Source organism: Bacteroides acidifaciens (assembly GCF_024623065.1).
Lineage (GTDB): Bacteria > Bacteroidota > Bacteroidia > Bacteroidales > Bacteroidaceae > Bacteroides > Bacteroides acidifaciens.
Map to the genome: position 1 here is coordinate 61,066 of NZ_JANJZR010000013.1, position 19,308 is coordinate 80,373.

17 protein-coding genes are annotated in these 19,308 nt (G+C 42.5%); 7 read left to right on the top strand and 10 right to left on the bottom strand.

Annotated elements, in window-relative coordinates:
- The first annotated feature begins 97 nt into the window (after nt 1–97).
- The 4 genes from NSB03_RS05970 to NSB03_RS05985 all read left to right on the top strand — a co-directional run bounded on the left by NSB03_RS05970 (nt 98) and on the right by NSB03_RS05985 (nt 5,097).
- Nucleotides 98–1,561, top strand: coding sequence for a TolC family protein (locus tag NSB03_RS05970; RefSeq protein ID WP_024987337.1), 1,464 nt, complete (start codon nt 98–100; stop codon nt 1,559–1,561).
- Between the two features lie 99 nt (nt 1,562–1,660).
- Complete coding sequence (locus NSB03_RS05975) at nt 1,661–2,653, top strand: HlyD family secretion protein (protein WP_024987336.1); 993 nt, start codon at nt 1,661–1,663, stop codon at nt 2,651–2,653.
- Nucleotides 2,654–2,655: 2 nt separating this feature from the next.
- Nucleotides 2,656–3,837, top strand: coding sequence for an ABC transporter permease (locus NSB03_RS05980; RefSeq protein WP_024987335.1), 1,182 nt, complete (start codon nt 2,656–2,658; stop codon nt 3,835–3,837).
- A complete protein-coding gene (locus tag NSB03_RS05985) occupies nt 3,838–5,097 on the top strand; it encodes an ABC transporter permease (RefSeq protein WP_024987334.1) in 1,260 nt (419 codons plus the stop codon).
- 77 nt (nt 5,098–5,174) lie between these two features.
- Here NSB03_RS05985 and NSB03_RS05990 read toward each other — a convergent pair whose 3' ends face one another.
- Complete coding sequence (locus NSB03_RS05990) at nt 5,175–5,762, bottom strand: porin family protein (protein ID WP_024987333.1); 588 nt, start codon at nt 5,760–5,762, stop codon at nt 5,175–5,177.
- A 400-nt stretch (nt 5,763–6,162) separates the two neighbouring features.
- Here NSB03_RS05990 and NSB03_RS05995 point away from each other — a divergent pair, with 400 nt between their 5' ends.
- The 3 genes from NSB03_RS05995 to NSB03_RS06005 all read left to right on the top strand — a co-directional run bounded on the left by NSB03_RS05995 (nt 6,163) and on the right by NSB03_RS06005 (nt 10,447).
- Nucleotides 6,163–6,528 carry a BlaI/MecI/CopY family transcriptional regulator gene (locus NSB03_RS05995; protein WP_024987332.1) on the top strand — a complete coding sequence of 122 codons (366 nt, stop codon included), beginning with the start codon at nt 6,163–6,165 and terminating at the stop codon, nt 6,526–6,528.
- An 18-nt stretch (nt 6,529–6,546) separates the two neighbouring features.
- Nucleotides 6,547–8,364 carry a M56 family metallopeptidase gene (locus tag NSB03_RS06000; RefSeq protein ID WP_242358000.1) on the top strand — a complete coding sequence of 606 codons (1,818 nt, stop codon included), beginning with the start codon at nt 6,547–6,549 and terminating at the stop codon, nt 8,362–8,364.
- A 187-nt stretch (nt 8,365–8,551) separates the two neighbouring features.
- Nucleotides 8,552–10,447 (top strand): TlpA family protein disulfide reductase, encoded by a 1,896-nt coding sequence (locus tag NSB03_RS06005; RefSeq protein WP_024987331.1) that lies wholly within the window; start codon nt 8,552–8,554, stop codon nt 10,445–10,447.
- Between the two features lie 144 nt (nt 10,448–10,591).
- Here the strand turns inward: NSB03_RS06005 and NSB03_RS06010 are convergent, their stop codons facing one another.
- The 9 genes from NSB03_RS06010 to NSB03_RS06050 all read right to left on the bottom strand — a co-directional run bounded on the left by NSB03_RS06010 (nt 10,592) and on the right by NSB03_RS06050 (nt 19,154).
- The gene (locus NSB03_RS06010) at nt 10,592–11,692 is read right to left on the bottom strand and encodes an Mrp/NBP35 family ATP-binding protein (protein ID WP_257466279.1); all 1,101 of its coding nucleotides are present in this window, start codon (nt 11,690–11,692) and stop codon (nt 10,592–10,594) included.
- 93 nt (nt 11,693–11,785) lie between these two features.
- On the bottom strand, nt 11,786–12,544 hold the full coding sequence (gene trmB, locus NSB03_RS06015) for a tRNA (guanosine(46)-N7)-methyltransferase TrmB (protein ID WP_024987330.1): 759 nt from the start codon (nt 12,542–12,544) through the stop codon (nt 11,786–11,788).
- Between the two features lie 112 nt (nt 12,545–12,656).
- Nucleotides 12,657–13,274 carry a DUF975 family protein gene (locus NSB03_RS06020; protein ID WP_024987329.1) on the bottom strand — a complete coding sequence of 206 codons (618 nt, stop codon included), beginning with the start codon at nt 13,272–13,274 and terminating at the stop codon, nt 12,657–12,659.
- A gap of 49 nt (nt 13,275–13,323) precedes the next feature.
- Nucleotides 13,324–14,355, bottom strand: a complete 1,032-nt coding sequence (locus NSB03_RS06025) for a branched-chain amino acid aminotransferase (protein ID WP_128824332.1) — start codon at nt 14,353–14,355, stop codon at nt 13,324–13,326.
- A gap of 41 nt (nt 14,356–14,396) precedes the next feature.
- Nucleotides 14,397–14,606 (bottom strand): exodeoxyribonuclease VII small subunit, encoded by a 210-nt coding sequence (gene xseB, locus NSB03_RS06030; RefSeq protein WP_024987327.1) that lies wholly within the window; start codon nt 14,604–14,606, stop codon nt 14,397–14,399.
- Nucleotides 14,607–14,653: 47 nt separating this feature from the next.
- Nucleotides 14,654–15,901 carry an exodeoxyribonuclease VII large subunit gene (gene xseA, locus NSB03_RS06035; protein WP_024987326.1) on the bottom strand — a complete coding sequence of 416 codons (1,248 nt, stop codon included), beginning with the start codon at nt 15,899–15,901 and terminating at the stop codon, nt 14,654–14,656.
- 55 nt (nt 15,902–15,956) lie between these two features.
- The gene (locus NSB03_RS06040; protein ID WP_135039203.1) at nt 15,957–17,327 is read right to left on the bottom strand and encodes a S8 family peptidase; all 1,371 of its coding nucleotides are present in this window, start codon (nt 17,325–17,327) and stop codon (nt 15,957–15,959) included.
- A gap of 22 nt (nt 17,328–17,349) precedes the next feature.
- Nucleotides 17,350–18,435, bottom strand: coding sequence for a tRNA 2-thiouridine(34) synthase MnmA (mnmA, locus tag NSB03_RS06045; protein ID WP_024987325.1), 1,086 nt, complete (start codon nt 18,433–18,435; stop codon nt 17,350–17,352).
- A gap of 215 nt (nt 18,436–18,650) precedes the next feature.
- Entirely contained in the window at nt 18,651–19,154 is a 504-nt protein-coding gene (locus NSB03_RS06050; protein WP_128824331.1) for a tetratricopeptide repeat protein, read from the bottom strand.
- Between the last annotated feature and the right edge of the window lie 154 nt (nt 19,155–19,308).

Genomic DNA, 19,308 nt, shown 5'->3' on the forward strand with positions numbered 1-19,308 from the left:
AGTAAACAAGTTCAAAAAAAGACTCCTTCAATAAACAATTTACATAAGAAGCGGGTTATTAAAAAAGAAGTATCACCTTATTAATATGCAAGATGCGATGAAAAAAGTATTTCTTCTGACAATTCTGCTAAACATTACTTTTATAGCCAAAGGGCAAACTTTACTAAGCCTGGATAGTTGCCGTGCTTTAGCCCTTGCTAACAATAAAGATTTGTTGATTAGCAATGAGAAAATAAATGCCGCCCACTACCAGCGGAAGGCCGCATTTACCAATTACCTGCCTAATTTCTCGGCAACTGGAACATATATGAGAAATCAAAAAGAGTTCTCTTTATTGAATACCGACCAGAAAGCTGCGCTTTCTGGATTAGGAACTAATCTGGCAGGTCCTATCCAACAAGCTGCAACCGAGATTACAACAGCACATCCAGAATTGGCACCACTTATTGCTTCCCTAAGCGGAAAACTAGGAGCGGCTCTGCCGGCTCTCGACCAAGCGGGAAACTCTTTAGTGGATGCGCTCCGTACAGATACGAGAAATGTCTATGCAGGTGCCATTACATTGACACAGCCTTTATACATGGGTGGAAAAATCCGGGCGTACAACAAAATAACAAAGTATGCCGAAGAATTGGCTCAACAACAACACCATGGCGGTATGCAGGAAGTAATCATGAGTACAGACCAAGCTTACTGGCAAGTTATTTCACTGGTTAATAAGAAGAAGCTGGCGGAAGGTTATTTAAAGCTTTTGCAACAGCTGGACAGTGATGTAGAAAAAATGATTCATGAAGGAGTAGCCACCAAAGCGGACGGTCTGTCTGTACGCGTCAAGGTTAATGAAGCGGAAATGACACTCACCAAAGTGGAAGACGGATTGAGCCTTGCCCGAATGCTGTTGTGTCAACTATGTGGCATTGATCTTAGCTCCCCCATCACGCTGGCAGATGAAAATATGGAAGATATTCCATTACTGACAACAGACCTTCATTTCGATTTGTCTACCGCTTATGAGAATCGTCCGGAAATACGTAGTCTCGAATTAGCAACACAGATTTACAAACAGAAAGTAAACGTAACCCGCGCCGAACATCTTCCCTCCATCGCATTGATGGGGAATTATATGGTAACCAATCCTTCTGTCTTCAATAGCTTTGAAAACAAATTCAAAGGCATGTGGAATGTGGGAGTGATGGTACAGATACCTATATGGCACTGGGGAGAAGGTATTTATAAAACCAAAGCAGCAAAAGCCGAAGCCCGCATTGCACAATACCAGCTTCAGGACGCACGCGAAAAAATAGAGTTGCAAGTCAATCAAGCCGCTTTCAAGGTAAAGGAAGCAGGTAAGAAACTGGTTATGTCTTCCAAAAACATGGAAAAAGCGGAAGAGAATCTGCGCTATGCAACGCTTGGTTTTAAGGAGGGAGTGATTGCCACCAGCAATGTTCTTGAAGCACAAACAGCATGGCTGTCCGCTCATTCAGAAAAGATTGACGCACAAATAGATGTGAAGTTAACAGAAATCTATCTGAAGAAATCTCTGGGAACACTGAAATAAATAAAAAGCAGAAAAATAAAGTAAAGAACCCAATCAGAAACAACCCAATCCCTAACCAACTCACAATCCATAAATCATAATTCATAATTCATAAATCATATGGCACCTATAAAATCACAAAACAGCAATATGCTGCTTGCATTCCTTACTCTACTTGGAGTTATTGCAATCGTTGCAGTCGTTGGCTTCTTCATGCTTCGCAAAGGTCCTGAAATTATACAGGGACAGGCTGAAGTTACCGAGTATCGCGTTTCGAGCAAAGTTCCGGGACGTATATTGGAATTTCGCGTGAAAGAAGGACAAAGCGTCAATGCCGGAGATACGCTGGCCATTTTGGAAGCTCCTGACGTAGTGGCAAAAATGGAACAGGCACGTGCTGCCGAAGCTGCCGCACAGGCACAAAACGCAAAAGCAATCAAGGGCGCACGTCAGGAACAAATCCAGGCGGCATACGAAATGTGGCAAAAAGCCCAAGCAGGCGTCACCATTGCCGAAAAATCATATCAACGTGTAAAGAATCTCTATGAGCAGGGAGTAATGCCGGCACAGAAATTGGATGAAGTCACTGCGCAACGAGATGCAAGCATTGCTACAGAGAAAGCAGCCAAAGCGCAATATACCATGGCAAAGAACGGAGCGGAACGTGAAGATAAGATGGCTGCGGAAGCTTTGGTAAACCGGGCAAAAGGTGCTGTTGCCGAAGTAGAATCGTACATAAAGGAGACTTATCTCATAGCACAGGCTGCGGGAGAAGTTTCAGAGATATTCCCGAAGGTAGGCGAATTGGTGGGTACCGGTGCTCCTATCATGAATATCGCCGAACTTAACGATATGTGGGTAACATTCAACGTACGCGAGGACCTGCTCAAAAATCTGACAATGGGTTCGGAATTCGAAGCAATCATTCCTGCTTTGGATAATAAAAAGATCCGCCTCAAAGTATATTATCTGAAAGACTTAGGCACTTATGCTGCCTGGAAAGCAACCAAAACAACCGGACAGTTCGATCTGAAAACATTCGAAGTAAAAGCTTCTCCGACAGAGAAGGTGGAAAACCTCCGTCCAGGTATGTCTGTCATCATTGGCAAGTAATCATGAGAGAGAGAGAAAAGAAATATATAGCTCTGTGGCAGGTCATGCAAAGAGAGTGTCGGCGGTTGGTATCACGCCCGCTCTACCTATTCTGTATGGTCATCGCGCCGCTGTTTTGCTATATATTTTTCACCACCTTAATGGACTCGGGGCTTCCCAAGGATCTTCCTGCGGGAGTAGTAGATATGGATGATTCGTCTACTTCCCGTAATATTGTCCGCAATCTGGATGCTTTTTCGCAGACAGGGATCGTAGCTCATTACAGTAATGTGACAGATGCACGTATTGCCATGCAGGAGGGAAAAATCTATGGATTCTTTTACCTTCCCAAAGGTTTATCGGCAGAGGCACAGAGCCAACGACAACCGACAATCTCCTTCTACACCAATTACTCCTACCTGATTGCAGGCTCCCTATTGTTCAGAGACATGAAAATGATGGGAGAACTCACTTCAGGAGCCGCTGCAAGGACTATGTTATATGCCAAAGGTGCAACAGAGGATCAGGCTATGGCATATCTGCAACCGATTGTTATTGATACGCACCCACTGAATAATCCGTGGCTGAACTATTCGGTATACTTATGCAATACACTGATACCGGGAGTGCTCATGCTATTAATATTTATGGTAACTGTTTATTCAATCGGCGTAGAAATCAAAGATCGTACGGCTCGCGAATGGTTACGAATGAGTAACAACTCCATTTATATTGCATTGGCCGGAAAGTTGCTTCCCCATACTGTAATCTTTTTCATTATGGGTATATTTTATAATGTATACCTGTATGGATTCCTGCATTTTCCTTGCAACAGCGGTATATTTCCGATGATATTTGCCACGCTGTGTCTCGTACTGGCATCTCAATGTTGTGGCATTGTCATGATAGGAACCCTGCCGACTCTACGACTCGGATTAAGTTTTGCCTCCCTGTGGGGAGTCATATCGTTTTCCATCTCCGGTTTTTCATTCCCGGTCATGGCTATGCATCCTGTTTTACAGGCTTTAAGCAATCTATTCCCGCTGCGGCACTATTTCCTTATTTATATCGACCAGGCACTCAACGGGTATAGTATAGCTTATTCATGGACCAACTATATGGCACTATTAATATTTATGATGCTACCCTTCTTTGTTGTTCACCGCCTGAAGGAAGCATTGGTTTACTATAAATATATACCCTAAATGAAAGATATAAAATTAAAAGATAAGATAGCTCAAGGCATCAATGACCTGTTTTATATCTGGAAACGGGAGTTTCAGACAACTTTCCGTGACCAGGGGGTACTGATATTCTTTATACTCGTCCCGTTAGGTTATCCGTTGCTGTATAGTTTCATCTATGATAACGAAGCAGTGCGTGAAGTTCCTGCTGTTGTTGTAGACGATTCACATTCATCTCTTAGCCGCGAATATCTCCGCAAGGTAGATGCTACGCCCGATATTCAAATCGTCTCCTACTGTGCCGATATGGAAGAAGCTAAACAAATGCTGAAAAACCGACGTGCATACGGCATCATTTATATCCCTTCGGATTTTAGTGACAATATTGCCAAAGGGAAACAGACACAAGTGAGCCTCTATTGCGATATGAGCGGATTACTTTATTATAAATCCATGCTGATAGCCAATACCGCCGTTTCTCTGGATATGAACAAGGACATCAAGATTGCCCGTAGCGGAAACACAACCGACCGGCAGGATGAGATAACTGCTTATCCGATAGAATATGAGGAGATCTCGATATTCAATCCTACTGCCGGATTCGCCGCTTTCCTGATTCCTGCGGTACTGGTATTAATCATTCAGCAAACGTTATTGCTCGGCATCGGTCTTGCTGCCGGAACTGCCCGTGAAAATAACCGATTCAAAGACCTTGTTCCTATCAACCGGCATTATAACGGAACGCTACGGATTGTATTAGGAAAAGGATTGAGTTATTTCTTGGTTTATATATTGGTAGCTTTCTATGTACTTTTTGTGGTTCCAAGATTGTTTAGCCTCAACCAAATCGGACAACCAGGTTCATTGGCATTATTCGTTGTGCCCTACTTGGCAGCTTGCATTTTCTTTGCCATGACAACATCCATTGCCATCCGTAACCGGGAAACGTGTATGCTGATTTTTGTATTCACATCTGTTCCTTTGCTATTTATCTCAGGAATCTCCTGGCCGGGGGCTGCGATTCCTCCGTTCTGGAAGTATGTATCTTACATATTCCCGTCTACTTTCGGAATCAATGGTTTTGTGAAAATCAATAATATGGGAGCAACTTTGAGTGAAGTGGCTTTTGAATATAAAGCTTTATGGCTACAGGCGGGTATCTACTTCCTCACAACTTGTTGGGTATATCGTTGGCAAATACTTATGAGCCGCAAACATGCGATAGAGAGGTATAAAGAATTAAAAGAGAAAGAAAACTTATCCAAGCAGGTAAGTGATTGATAGATATAAATCCCCCGTCCAAAGAGAGTATAGGACGAGGGATTTTAAAGAGATATTATAAAGAGAGTGTAATTCGATTAGAATTTATAACCTACACCGATAGAGAAGTTCATGTTTTTCGGAGCACCATCGCCATCATAAATTTTAGCCAAACCAAATTCTCCAGTCAAATCAATAAAGAATTTATTAATTTCATAAGCGACACCTACACCAAGGCCAGCATCAAATTTCTTTGCACCTTCCATCAAGATATCTCCATCTTCATCTTTAGTATCTTTAAAGAAATCAATTTTTTCACCGCCTGCTTTATATTTACCAGCAATACCAAATCCGAAATAAGGACCTGCTTTCACCACAATATTCTGATTGTCAGCAATTTCAAATCTTGCAGCAGCCATTACTGGAATTTCCAAATACATTGGATTAGCTTTCAATTCATCCATTTTAGCTCCTTTCTGAGTAAACATCAGAGAAGGTTGAATAGACCACATACCAGTAAATTGGTATTCCATACCAATACCAACATTAAACCCAATTCTCATATCAGTCTCAGAGTCTCCGGTAAAGTTACTCATGTTCATACCAACTTTGGCATTCCAAGAAATCTGAGAATAAGAAACGATAGAAACAAGTGCGAATAGCACAAAAATCAAACCTTTTTTCATATCATTTATTTTTTTAGTTTGCCTCCCTCTTCCCTACGGTCAGCATTGTTAGTTAATAGTTTTGTTACCAGGTGCGGGGAATTTTCCGAACTTTACCAGCGTATCGAAACGCACCATATCACATTTAACGTCTGTTTTGTACAGGCAAATATATTTCATTTATTTTAAATAAAAAAACGAACAACTATCTGGTTTTAGCATAAAGGTTATTAAAATGTGACTATTAAAGCAAAAATAGTGCTTATCCGAGCATTTTTTGTGTTTAACTATTCTCAGCATAAATATTAAATCAAAACATTCTTACAATAATCATGCATTTACATTTATTAATACACTAATTATTGTATATTTACGAAATATTCGTAGATTTGCGAAGTATTCGTAATTAAACAACATATCCATGGAAAAGTTGACTATACAAGAAGAAGAAGTAATGATCTACATTTGGGAGTTACAATGCTGTTTCGTAAAAGACATTGTTGCAAAATATACGCAACCGGCACCTCCCTATACCACAGTGGCATCCATCGTGAAGAACCTCGAGCGAAAAGGATACATCACACCGAAACGTGTGGGTAATACCTACCAATACACTCCCGCCATTCGCGAAAATGAGTATAAACGCCATTTTATGAGCGGCGTAGTTCGTAACTACTTTGAGAACTCTTACAAAGAAATGGTTTCATTCTTTGCTAAGGACCAAAAGATTTCGACCGATGATCTCAAAGACATCATCGACCTGATTGAAAAAGGAAAAGAAGATTAATAGAAAATATTCATTACTATGACTCCGGAATTAGCCTATTTTCTAAAGATAAATGTAGCGATAGCCCTATTCTACGCATTTTATCGGCTGTTTTTCTATAAAGACACCTTCTTCCATTGGCGTCGGATAGCTTTGCTGAGCTTCTTTGCCATCTCCTTGCTTTATCCTTTATTGAATATTCAAGGATGGATCAAGACTCACGAGCCAATGGTGGCAATGGCAGATCTTTATGCGACAATAATACTTCCAGAGCAAACTGTTACCCCACAACAAGAACCTACTATGAATTGGCAAGAATTAACCATACTCTTTATGAAAATCATCTATTGGAGCGGGGTATTATTCCTGGCAACACGTTTCCTTCTACAGTTAGGCAGTATCATACGATTGCACATCCAGTGTTCAAAAAGCACTATACAAGGGACACGCGTACATCTTTTAAAGAAAGTAAACGGTCCATTCTCTTTCTTCCGATGGATATTCATTTATCCACAGTCGCATACGGAGTCCGAAATCAGCGAAATCATTACCCATGAGGAAACACACGCCCGCCAATATCATTCGGTAGACGTATTAATCAGTGAACTAATGTGTACATTCTGCTGGTTCAACCCGTTTATCTGGCTGATGAAACGTGAAGTCAGAGGTAATCTCGAATACATGGCAGACCACCGGGTATTGGAGACGGGACATGACAGTAAATCATACCAGTACCATTTGTTGGGACTGGCACATCACAAGGCTGCAGCAAATTTATCAAATAGTTTCAATGTTTTACCACTCAAAAATCGTATTAAAATGATGAATAAACGAAGAACAAAAGAAATAGGGAGAACTAAATATCTGATGTTTCTCCCCTTGGCTGCCCTGTTGATGATTGTCAGCAACATCGAAATGGTGGCACGTACCACAGAGAAATTCGCCAAGGAAGTAATGGGACAGGCGACGACACAAGTCACTTCGAAACCCGAAATAGCGACTATTCCCGAACTTCCTGCAGAAGAAATTCAAAAAATCATTCTCCCGCAGGAGAAAAAGGCACAAGAGACACTGGAGACTCATAGCAAGATTGTACCGGATTCCGTCATATTTGAAGTTGTAGAAGAAATGCCGGATTTCCCCGGAGGAATGAAAGCCTTGATGGAATATCTTTCACAAAACATCAAATATCCGGCTGAAGCACACGCAAAAGGCACACAAGGACGTGTGATTGTATGTTTCGTAGTAAAAAAAGACGGAAGTATAGATAACATAAAAGTAGTTCGGAGTGTAGACCCCTATTTAGATAAGGAAGCCATACGTGTAATTACTGCCATGCCAAAATGGAAACCCGGCAAGCAGAGAGGACAAGCAGTAAATGTCAGATTCACAGTTCCCGTTGCCTTCAGACTAACCGATCCCGAACCCGCTAAAGCAGAAGAAATAAAGCAGTCTGATTTGGAAGAAGTAGTCGTAGTAGGCTATGGCTTAAAAGAGGATTCAACTCCCGATGCAGTAGGTATTGAAACAGGAGATACGGAACCTACTTTCAAGGTAGTAGAAACAATGCCCAAATTCCCTGGCGGAACAGCCGGGCTGATGAAGTATCTTGCCAGAAGCATTAAATATCCGACTATTGCACAAAAGAACAAGGAGCAAGGCAGAGTCATCATAAAGATGGTTGTCGGAAAAGATGGCAGCTTGTCAGATATAAAAGTACTACGTAGCGTTTCTCCTTCTTTGGATGCAGAAGCCATTCGTGTAGTGGGTAATATGCCAAAATGGGAACCGGGACAGCAACGCGGACAAGCAGTTGCCGTAGAATATACCCTTCCTATTGTATTCCGGCTACAGTAAATTTATCCCCCAGTGCCGTACCCTTTCCTCATCGGTGGGGAAAGGGGCGTTCCCCGGTGCCGAACACACCCTTCCCCGGTGCCGGACATTTCTTTCATCAATACCGGAAAAAAAGCATTTTTTTCTCTTTCCGTAAAGATAGTTACAAAAATATCCTTATATTTGTTAGCAACAAAACACTATTCATATGAAAAGATTCGCATGGATTATCGGTTTGGTACTCTGCACAGTATGCACTGTACAAGCCAAAGACAGAGTTATCGAACGTCCTCCTCTTCTCGCCTGGAGTTCCAACAGTATCGAAGTTGACAAAATTGTCATGAGTGACACAGTGACCACTGTATATGTGAAAGCTTACTATCGACCCAAATACTGGATAAAAATAGCAACCGGGAGTTTCCTGAAAGACAATAATGGAACGCTTTACCCTATCCGAAAGGGAGTTGGAATTACACTCGACAAGGAATTCTGGATGCCGGAATCAGGAGAAGCGGAGTTTCAGCTCCTATTTCCGCCAATACCGGAAAATGTGACCAGCCTGGATTTCTCCGAAGGAGATTTTGACGGAGCATACAAGATATGGGGAATACAACTCAATGAGAAAAATTTCCGCAAAACTCCACTACCCAAAGATGCGATAATCCACAAAATCAACAAGAAAGCTCAATTGCCGACACCGGAACTCACATATGCCAAAGCCACATTAAAAGGAAGAGTGCTCGACTTTAAGGCAGATATGCCGGCATCAGGCAAATTGCATCTGAATGACCCGGTCAGATGGTTGAACTTCGCAGAAGAAGTGAACATCAATGAAGATGGAACTTTTCAAGTTCAAACAGATGTGATTACGATAACTCCGGCTACACTTGTTTTCCCGTTTGCCCAAATTCCATGTCTCCTGGCTCCCGGTAAAGAAATTTCGATTATCATCAATACAGCCGAATGTACACGCCAACAATCACACTTGCAAAAAGACAGCAAACCGTATGGGAAAAAGGCTTATTACAGTGGTTATCTGGCTGAATTGCAACAAGAACTGATGGACAATTCCATCCAAACCAATTTGGTTAGCAACCCGCGAGAAACTGTGAACGAGGTAATCGGAAAAGACATTGACGGAGTAAAAAACTATTTTGTAGAGAAACGACGTGACATTCATAAACAAATAGAAGAAGCCCCCCTCAGCCTTGCTGCAAAAGAAGTTCTAAAAGCCAATACGGATATAACCACAGGCATCGGAATTTTTATGGCCAAGGATATACTGATGCGTGCACATGTCGCCAGCCAGAAGCTAAACAAGGAGCAGACAAAAGAATACTACATGAATACCAAAATAGAATTTCCGGATAATTATTTCGATGTATTCAAAGAACTTGTTCTTAACTCACCGGCAGATTTATACGCACCGGAATATGCATACGGGATAGGTGTGTTCGCTTCCAGAAAAGATCTTTTAGAGCAACATCTAGGTACTAATCAGGGAATTCTATTTCAGATGGCGGAAGCATGCAGGTACTACCGCTCCATTGAAGATTTCACACCGCTAACCACCGAACAAACAGCGGCACTTGAAGCATTGCCCTCACCTGCCTACAAAGAGATGCTGACAGATTTTAACAGGAAATTGCTCAAGAAGATAGAACTGAACAAACAGAAAACCGGATACCAAATCAATGAAGTAGGTGAAGTAAGCAACGAGGAGCTATTTTCCACCATTATTTCCAAATTCAAAGGACATGTATTGTTAGTGGACTTTTGGGCAACTTGGTGTGGTCCCTGCAGAATGGCTAACAAAGCTATGATTCCGATGAAAGAAGAATTGAAAGATAAAGATATTCTTTATTTATACGTAGCAGGAGAAAATTCGCCTAAAGGAACTTGGGAGAATATGATACCCGATATCCACGGAGAACATTTCCGTGTGACCAACGATCAATGGAAATATTTAATGGACAAATTCAATATCCAAGGAGTACCGACTTATTTCGTAATAGATGCCGAAGGGAATACAACCTTCAAACAAACAGGATTCCCAGGCACAGATACAATGAAAAAGAAATTGATGGAAGCGTTGAAGAAATAATATATTTATATAAGACGTCAAAACAATTCAATCATCATCTTTATATTATTTAGGCACGGCTAACATGGATTTCACGTTTTTTAGTTAATTGGAACTGTAAAATCCGTGTTAGCCGTGCCTAATTTTAATGACGCCAGACTTAACCTATTTATGCATTTCCACAATCTGAGTCGGAGCCATCTCAACATTACGGCGATCTACCTGGCGGACAACACTCGCAGCCAATGATAAGAAAGCACGTCCAGTAACAGAATCCTCGTCCAATGCAACAGGCGTACCATTATCCCCTCCCTCACAAATACTCTGCACAATAGGAATCTGCCCCAACAAAGGAACATTCATCTCTTCAGCCAGCTTCTTGGCTCCTTCTTTACCGAAGAGATAGTATTTGTTTTCGGGAAGTTCGGCAGGAGTAAACCATGCCATATTCTCAACCAGACCAAGAATAGGTACATTCACCTTATCATTGGTAAACATATTGATTCCCTTACGGGCATCTGCCAAAGCCACTGCCTGCGGAGTGCTGACAACAATCGCCCCCGTCATGGCCAGTGTTTGAACAACTGTCAAATGAATATCACTGGTTCCGGGAGGAAGATCTATCAGAAAATAATCCAACTCTCCCCAAGCTGCATCAGCAATCAACTGTTTCAACGCATTACTAGCCATTCCACCACGCCACAAAGTTGCCTGATCCGGATCGACAAAGAAACCGATAGATAATAATTTCACCCCATATTTTTCTACCGGAATAATCATGTCACGACCGTCGATACGTTCAGCATAAGGGCGTGCATCTTCCACCTGAAACATCTTCGGCATAGAAGGACCAAAAATATCAGCATCAAGCAAACCTACTTTATAACCTAATTTAGCCAAAGCGACAGCCAGATTCGCGGACACCGTAGACTTGCCTACTCCACCTTTACCGGAAGATATGCCGACTATATTCTTCACCTGCGGAAGGAGCTTGCCAACTTCCGGGCGGGCAGCTTGTTTACTTTCCACTGTAATCGTTACCTGCACATCAGGAGAGACATATGCATGGATAGCTGTTTCCGCAGCCTTCAACATTGATTTCATAAACGGATCAGTCGGTTTCTCAAAGATCAATGAGAAGCTGACAGTCATGCCATCAATACGGAGATTATCGGCAACCATCTCCGCTTCCACCAGATTCTTTCCCGTACCGGGATAACGCACCGTTGCCAATGCATCTAATATCAATTTAGGATAGAGAGTCATTTTATTTACTATTTGACGATTTACTATTTACAATTTAAAATCACCATTCGATGAAGCGTCAGTTCACTTTTAGGGCGATGTTTCTGCACAAAACTATTTACTTGTACTTAATCCGCTACGTTTGCTACGATTGTAGCTACGATAAGAATCGAGTTCTATTTCTACATCCGGTTCTTGCAGTAGACCTTCCTGCGGAAGACGGAATTTGATATACTTAATCGCTAAACCACGATCGAGCCATTGTTGTTCATAATAAGTCTTGATACCGAGAATATCATCTACCAAATCGGAATGATATAAATCTTCGGTCATAAACTCAACGGGAAGACGGTTTGCCTCAATCATGTATTTTGTATAGGTAAACATGAAGTTGCTGTCCGTTTTCAGGTGGATAATACCGTTCGGTTGCAGAAACTTGCGGTATCTTTCCATGAAATAAGTGGAAGTCAGTCGTTTGGTCGCTTTCTTCATCTGTGGGTCGGAGAAAGTCAGCCATATCTCGCTAACTTCGCCTTCCGCAAAAAAACGTTCGATGATTTCGATATTCGTGCGCAGAAAAGCTACATTCTTCATTCCTGCCTGCAATGATTCCGTTGCCCCCGTCCACATGCGGGCACCTTTAATATCTACTGCTATAAAGTTCTTTTCGGGAAACATCTTACCAAGTCCGACGGTATATTCACCACGTCCACAGCCCAGTTCAAGCACTATCGGATGGTCATTTTTAAAGAACTCCTTGTGCCATTTCCCTTTCATGTCAAAAGGCACGTTATCTACTGCCGAATAAGGATATTCGAACACATGAGGATAACTCGCCATATCGGCAAACTTTTCTAATTTATTCTTTCCCATATCAATCCTGATTAGGTCGCAAAGGTACTGATTTTGACGTAACCCACAAAAAGAAATGGAGCACAGATTTCTCCATGCTCCATTCTTACATATAGCTGAATTTATTTGTCGATTACATTTCAACCTTTGCTTCAACATTTCCTCCCTGTTGTGCTTTCAGATCTTCATAGAAAGCAGCACGCGCTGATTGCATGTAAGGTATTAAGAAAAAGAAGCCGATACCGAGAGTGATGCAACAAAGAATTGCCCAACCGATAAAGCTCAAATCAAGCATAAACAGTTTCATTCTGTTGTTTTCCATCATAGCCATACTCTTCTCGATAGCTGCGTTGTTTTTCATTTCCGGCTCTTCCTTCAAGATATAGTCCGTCATTGCATAAGAATAATACTTGATGATACCAGGAACAACCAACAACAAAGCCCACAATGCTGTGTAAAGTTGCTGGAGAAACTTAGTTACAAAGATACGGCTGTAATCCTGGAAGCCTTCAAACAGTATTCCAAAATCGATGTCCTTTTCTCTGTTTTTGAACACGCTAAACATCACAATGGCCAAACCGTATGCAAGCGGCAGGCCAACAAACAAAGAACACAATCCACCGATAAAAGGAATAGCGGAAAGTCCACCAGCAATAACTGAATAAATAAGCGCAGCAACAGCTGCCATAGGCCACTTACCTTGAAGTGCCTGACGTGCCTCAGCACGTAGTTCTGAATTTTGTTTTAACATAGTGAATAATATTAATTTATTAATAAATGTGTTATTTCATTATATACGGTTATTCCACAATCGTCACCCAGCCATGTGTATCCGGTTCGTCACCATACTGGATTCCACGCAGTTTATTGTACAATTTCGTACAGATAGGTCCCGGCTTACCGTCTTTAGAGATAACGTATGATTTTCCGTTTTCCAAATCATCAATACGCTGAATCGGGCTGATTACTGCGGCAGTACCACAAGCACCTGCTTCTTCAAATGTTTCCAATTCTTCTTCCGGTATCGGACGGCGTTCCACCTTGATACCCATATCTTCTGCCAACTGCATCAAACTCTTATTGGTAATAGAAGGCAGGATAGAAGTCGATTTTGGAGTGATATAAGTATTATCTTTAATACCGAAGAAGTTGGCAGCACCACATTCATCGATATATTTCTTTTCTTTCGCATCAAGATAGAACTCGCAGGAATAACCCAGATCGTGTGCTTTCCTGTTGGCACGGAGACTGGCTGCATAGTTACCACCCACTTTATAAATACCTGTTCCATGAGGAGCGGCACGGTCGAACTCACGAATAATGACATACGGATTGGTAGAAAAACCACCCTTGAAGTACGGGCCTACCGGAGTCACGAATACCACAAACATATATTCATCTGCCGGATGCACGCCTACCTGTGCGCTTGTACCGATGAGTAAAGGACGAATGTAAAGAGAAGCCCCCGTCTCATAAGGCGGAATGAAACGTTCGTTCAATTTCACAACTTTCAGGATGGCTTCCTTGAAACGTTCGGTAGGAAGTTCAGCCATCAGGATTCCCTGACAAGTAGATTGCAGGCGGGCCGCATTTTCCTCCAAACGGAAGATACGCACTTTACCATCCTTTCCACGGAATGCTTTCAGCCCTTCAAAGGCTTCCTGACCATAGTGCAAACACGTAGCCGCCATATGCAGGTTCAGATGTTCGTCACTGCTAACTTCCAGTTCTCCCCACGCTCCGTTGCGGAAATTGATTCGCACATTGTAATCTGTCTTCATATATCCGAATGCCAGATTCGCCCAATCTATTTCTTTCATATTGTAATGCATTAGTTTATTTTTTCTTAAGTTTTGATTCGCAAAAATAACTTTTATTCTTCAGATTGCCGCCTTTCTTTCAATAATTTTTCGACTTCTTGGTCAGCTTTCGTTAGTTTTTGGGTACAAAAAGCAATTATTTCATTAGCCTCCTTGATTTTCTCACTCAGAACGTCGATATCCAATTCATTATTGTCTATCTGACGGACAATCTTCTCGAGACGTTCCATCGCCTGAAGATATGTTTCCTTTTTTGCTGCCACGATAATTGATTATTAATGGTTTATGATAAATGTTTCTTTGATAACTTCTATTCAGGTGCTTGTCGTTCCACCACGGACTGAACTTCTCCTTTCGAGAACCGGGTGACTAATTTGTCTCCCTGCTTCAATGAGGATGCGTTTGTTACCGCCTTCCCGTCCTTTAGGGTAATACTATATCCGCGGCTTAGCAACTTATCGGGAGAAGCATCCGCAATGCGATGTTGCAAAAGTTCCAGCCGATGGTGTTGGCGGGCTAATAACGCCTTCGTCACTTGCGACAGATCCTTTTCGGCCGACAGCAAAGCAAAACGGGCATCCGTGAGCTTCCGATGAACAAGGTTCGGAATACGAATCTGAATTGTTTCCAGTCTTCGCCATTCCTGTTCAAGAATCGCATAGGCTCCTTGTTGGACACGGGCTGACAATTCCTCCAGATGGTCGGCTACTTCCGTGATTCGATGAATCAGAAGTTCGGCAGCAGCCGTAGGGGTTTTCACACGTGTATGTGCTACCGAATCAAGAACCGTATCATCTCGTTCATGTCCGATTCCGGTAATGATTGGCAGCGGGAATTGTGCACACGCAGCCGCCAACAGATAGGTATCAAAACCGGACAAATCGGAAGTCGCCCCACCGCCACGGATAATAACAACTACATCAAATTCGTTTACACGGGCATTGATACGGTCTAAAGCTGCCAATACCGACTCTTCGACCTGATTTCCCTGCATCAATGCGGAGAAAAGCTCCGTATAGAAAAAAAATCCTCCGGGATTATGCTGCAACTGATGGCAGAAATCACCGTATCCGGCTGCGGTGGCAGAGGATATGACAGCAATACGCTGCGGAAGAACCGGCATTTCCAACTCCTTATTCAGCGTGAGTACGCCTTCTTCTTCCAACTGCAACAGTATTTCCCGACGACGGCGAGCCATGTCGCCTAATGTGTAGGCAGGATCAATATCAAGCACAGTGAGACTGTAGCCGTAAAGTTCGTGAAACTGAACTGTCACTTTCACCAGCACCTTGATGCCGGAAGCAAACATCTGTCCGGTAGTTTCCTCGAAATAAGGTTTCAGCAAGCGGTAGATATTGTTCCAAATCATACCGCGGGCCTTCGCGACAAGGTTGTTGCTGCGGGGATCTTTCTGCACAAATTCCAGATAACAATGTCCGGTCGTATTGGAACGGACATCACTCAGTTCTGCCTGTATCCAGTATTCATCAGGCAGGCATTGCTCCAGACTACGGCGGACAAGCGAATTCAGTTCTAAAAGGGAAAGAGAAGAATCCATAACAGTTAGTGATTAATAATCAGTGGTTAGTGATGAGCACAATAGCAACCAGTGGTTAATCACTAATCACTTTTCCGTTAACCGTTAAATACGCTTTCCACAAGTCAGGAATACCATATCCATATATATTATCCGGGAAATCCGCCCTGTCACCCGAGCGACGAACCAGTTCGACAATCTCTTTCGCTGTCAGTTTCGGACAAGCCTGCCACAGACAAGCCACCATTCCGCACATGATTGGAGAAGAAAAAGAAGTACCGTTGGCATGGCGAAGATTACCGTTTGTCCCCATTACATCCGAACCGTACCCAACTGCTACTACATCCGGTTTCACCCGTCCGTCCGACGTGTTGCCAACAGAAGAAAATGAAGCCAATTCTCCTTTTTTATTAATAGCCCCTACAGTAATTACATTCTCCGCATCTCCCGGCGGAGTAATCTTCTTCCAGGAGCCGGCACCGGAATTTCCGGCACTGCAAACAACCACCATCCCTTTATCAGCAGCCTTTGCAGCTTCACGGGACATCAACGCATAATGCCCGTTCAGATCACGGTAGCGATAGTTCTTCGCTGAATCGTCAAATGAATAATATCCGAGGGAAGTATTTACCAAATCCACTCCCACGCTATCGGCAAACTCGATTGCCGCCGCCCAATAATCCTGTTCCACCAGATTCTCCGAATATTCGTCCTCACTGCGCAACAACCAATAGGAAGCCTCGGGAGCCGTACCAATCATCACATTCGGCTGATTCATCGCCATGCAGGAGAGAACGGACATGCCATGACTGCTTTCCGCATAGATATCTGCTTCGGGATTTACAAAGTCGCGAACTCCCAGTATATTGATATTCTTCATTGCTTCAATCTTATCCACATTATGAAATCCGGCATCAATAACAGCAATTGTCATCCCTTGTCCCTTAAATCCCGCATTATGGAGAAGATTTGCCCGGCTCATCCTTATTTGTGTAATAGCAGGGCCATAAAGACTATCGGTACGTAACGGATTATTTATCAACGAATCCCTTTGGGTAGATTTTTCCACTTTACCCTTCCAAACCCTTTCGGTAGAAAGTACAAAAGGCAATTTGCCTATTTCATCTATCAGCATACTATCATTACAGGAGACAGTGACAAAGTTATCCCATTTTCCGGTAACAAGCACATGAACGCCTTTCTTCCGTATCGCATCTATGTATTTTCCGCATACCGGCAAGTCGGTGGAATCTATTGCCAATCCCTGTCTTTTTCTCCGTTCAATGGATTTCACGGACAAGTATTTTTCCGGTTTCTGCAGAGAGCATTCCGTAGCTGCCTTATCTTTCAGGCTAATGCGATATTTTAAGGTATCGCCCGGTGTGAATTGAGCAAAAACTCCCAGACATATATTCAAAGCAAAAACCAATAACACAAATTTACTCATAAGTTATCTTTATTTTAATCAATCAAAATCCTTCGTTCTCTAAAATCACTAATCCGATGCCTCGCTGCGAAGCGATAAAAGCCCCTCCCAGCACGCGCTTTCCATCATAGAACACAGCCGATTGTCCTGGAGCAATAGCCGAAGCCGTCTCAAGAAAATGCACCAGCAGACGACCGTCCTCCAGTCGTTTCACCCGGCAAGGCAACGGGCGGCTTCGATAACGAATCCTCACAGCCAGATTCTCACACTGGAACAAATCCTGTTCATCCACCATCTTATCTTGTTCTATCAGCATATAGTCGGTTTGCAACTGCCCGGCATCACCAAGCATCACCGTATTTTTCTGCGGATTGATTTTCAACACATAAGCCGGTTTACCTAAGGCAATCTCCAGTCCTTTCCGCTGACCGATTGTATAATAAGGTGCCCCCTTATGTTGTCCCAGTTTCACACCTTCGGAATTGACAAACCACCCCGGACCTATCTCAGTGTCCAGTTCCGGACATTGCTCACGAAGAAAGTCACGATAATCACCTTTTATAAAGCAGACTTCCATACTTTCTCCCTCTTTCGACTTGGCTTCATAGCCTTTCTCCGCAAGATACTCGCGAACCTTTATTTTCGTATAATCCCCTAAAGGAAAGATACAGCGCCTTAGTATATCCTGTCCCAATCTCCAAAGGAAATAAGACTGGTCTTTCTTATCATCGTCTCCGGCTACTATATAAATATGTCCGTTCCGTTCTTCCAGTCGCGAATAATGTCCGGTAGCTACCCATGCACAATTCAACTTATCCGCCCATTCCGTCAGAACACGAAACTTAAACAAAGGGTTACACATCACACACGGGTTCGGCGTACGCCCCTGCTTATATTCATCTATAAAGTTTCTTACGATAGTCTCTTTAAAAGGGATTCGCTCATCCGCCACATAATGTTCAATCCCCATCCGTGCTGCCAACTCCCTGGCATCCTGCGGTTCATCTCCCCACACACGCATGGTAACCCCTACTATTTCGTATCCTTGTTCCTGCAACATCAGACAAGTGGCAGTACTGTCAATACCACCGCTCATTCCGACTAATACCCTTTTACTTCGTTCTTTCATTCTAATTCTACCATTAATTACAGTCGGACAAATATACGAGATTCTACGGAAAATATAAATTTATTGCAGTCGAAACATGGCCGGCACGCAGACGAGACTCCCTTTATATGAAAATTACAGGCAGCAATTTGTTATTTTTCACAGGGAGGAGCCATAAAATCTTCCCATTTCATCCTTTTGTGTGCATTTTCCGGTAAGATTTATCACCGCATTCATTATTTTTTTCGAGTATCCACAGGTTTTCCCAGTAGTCCCTGCTTCGCCTGCACCAAGCTTACCGTTTTGAAAAAATCCAATACATCCTTCTTTTCGGATGCCGTGAATGTTACCGGCATCAAAGATTCCATCTCCTGACCAGACATTTCTTTGCCATCGTAGAGATATTTCGCCATAATATAATTGATGCACACATTGGCATCGGGCTTCTTTTTCAATTCTTCGCCAAAAAGCATGAAAGATTTCTGATAAGCTTTGTGCGCAACCTCCACTTTTCCGCTTTTCTCCAAGTAAACACCTTTCAATGTATAATAATAAGGATTTTCCAAAGCGTATTTCTCGGCAGACAGACAGGTTTGCAATGCTTCCTGAACTCTCCCTAACCTGTCAAGGCATTGCGATTTATGCGTATAGGCCAAGACATAAGAACTATCGATAGCAATCGCCTCATCCAATAAAAGAATGGCTTTCTCTAATGAATTTAGACAAAGTATCAACTTCATTATATGGAAGAGCTAAACAAGAACAAGAACAAAAATAAGAATAAGAATAGAACACAATAAATCTTCATCATATTTTCAGAGCCTGTTTAAATTTTCCTGAGATTATGTTAGATAGGCTTTACCGACCTGTTTATATTCGTCACATAGTCTCCGT

Coding starts and splice junctions, on each gene's coding strand:
- NSB03_RS05970 (WP_024987337.1), top strand. CDS start 98: ATGAAAAAAGTATTTCTTCTGACAATTCTGCTAAACATTACTTTTATA.
- NSB03_RS05975 (WP_024987336.1), top strand. CDS start 1,661: ATGGCACCTATAAAATCACAAAACAGCAATATGCTGCTTGCATTCCTT.
- NSB03_RS05980 (WP_024987335.1), top strand. CDS start 2,656: ATGAGAGAGAGAGAAAAGAAATATATAGCTCTGTGGCAGGTCATGCAA.
- NSB03_RS05985 (WP_024987334.1), top strand. CDS start 3,838: ATGAAAGATATAAAATTAAAAGATAAGATAGCTCAAGGCATCAATGAC.
- NSB03_RS05990 (WP_024987333.1), bottom strand. CDS start 5,762: ATGAAAAAAGGTTTGATTTTTGTGCTATTCGCACTTGTTTCTATCGTT.
- NSB03_RS05995 (WP_024987332.1), top strand. CDS start 6,163: ATGGAAAAGTTGACTATACAAGAAGAAGAAGTAATGATCTACATTTGG.
- NSB03_RS06000 (WP_242358000.1), top strand. CDS start 6,547: ATGACTCCGGAATTAGCCTATTTTCTAAAGATAAATGTAGCGATAGCC.
- NSB03_RS06005 (WP_024987331.1), top strand. CDS start 8,552: ATGAAAAGATTCGCATGGATTATCGGTTTGGTACTCTGCACAGTATGC.
- NSB03_RS06010 (WP_257466279.1), bottom strand. CDS start 11,692: ATGACTCTCTATCCTAAATTGATATTAGATGCATTGGCAACGGTGCGT.
- trmB (WP_024987330.1), bottom strand. CDS start 12,544: ATGGGAAAGAATAAATTAGAAAAGTTTGCCGATATGGCGAGTTATCCT.
- NSB03_RS06020 (WP_024987329.1), bottom strand. CDS start 13,274: ATGTTAAAACAAAATTCAGAACTACGTGCTGAGGCACGTCAGGCACTT.
- NSB03_RS06025 (WP_128824332.1), bottom strand. CDS start 14,355: ATGCATTACAATATGAAAGAAATAGATTGGGCGAATCTGGCATTCGGA.
- xseA (WP_024987326.1), bottom strand. CDS start 15,901: ATGGATTCTTCTCTTTCCCTTTTAGAACTGAATTCGCTTGTCCGCCGT.
- NSB03_RS06040 (WP_135039203.1), bottom strand. CDS start 17,327: ATGAGTAAATTTGTGTTATTGGTTTTTGCTTTGAATATATGTCTGGGA.
- mnmA (WP_024987325.1), bottom strand. CDS start 18,435: ATGAAAGAACGAAGTAAAAGGGTATTAGTCGGAATGAGCGGTGGTATT.
- NSB03_RS06050 (WP_128824331.1), bottom strand. CDS start 19,154: ATGAAGTTGATACTTTGTCTAAATTCATTAGAGAAAGCCATTCTTTTA.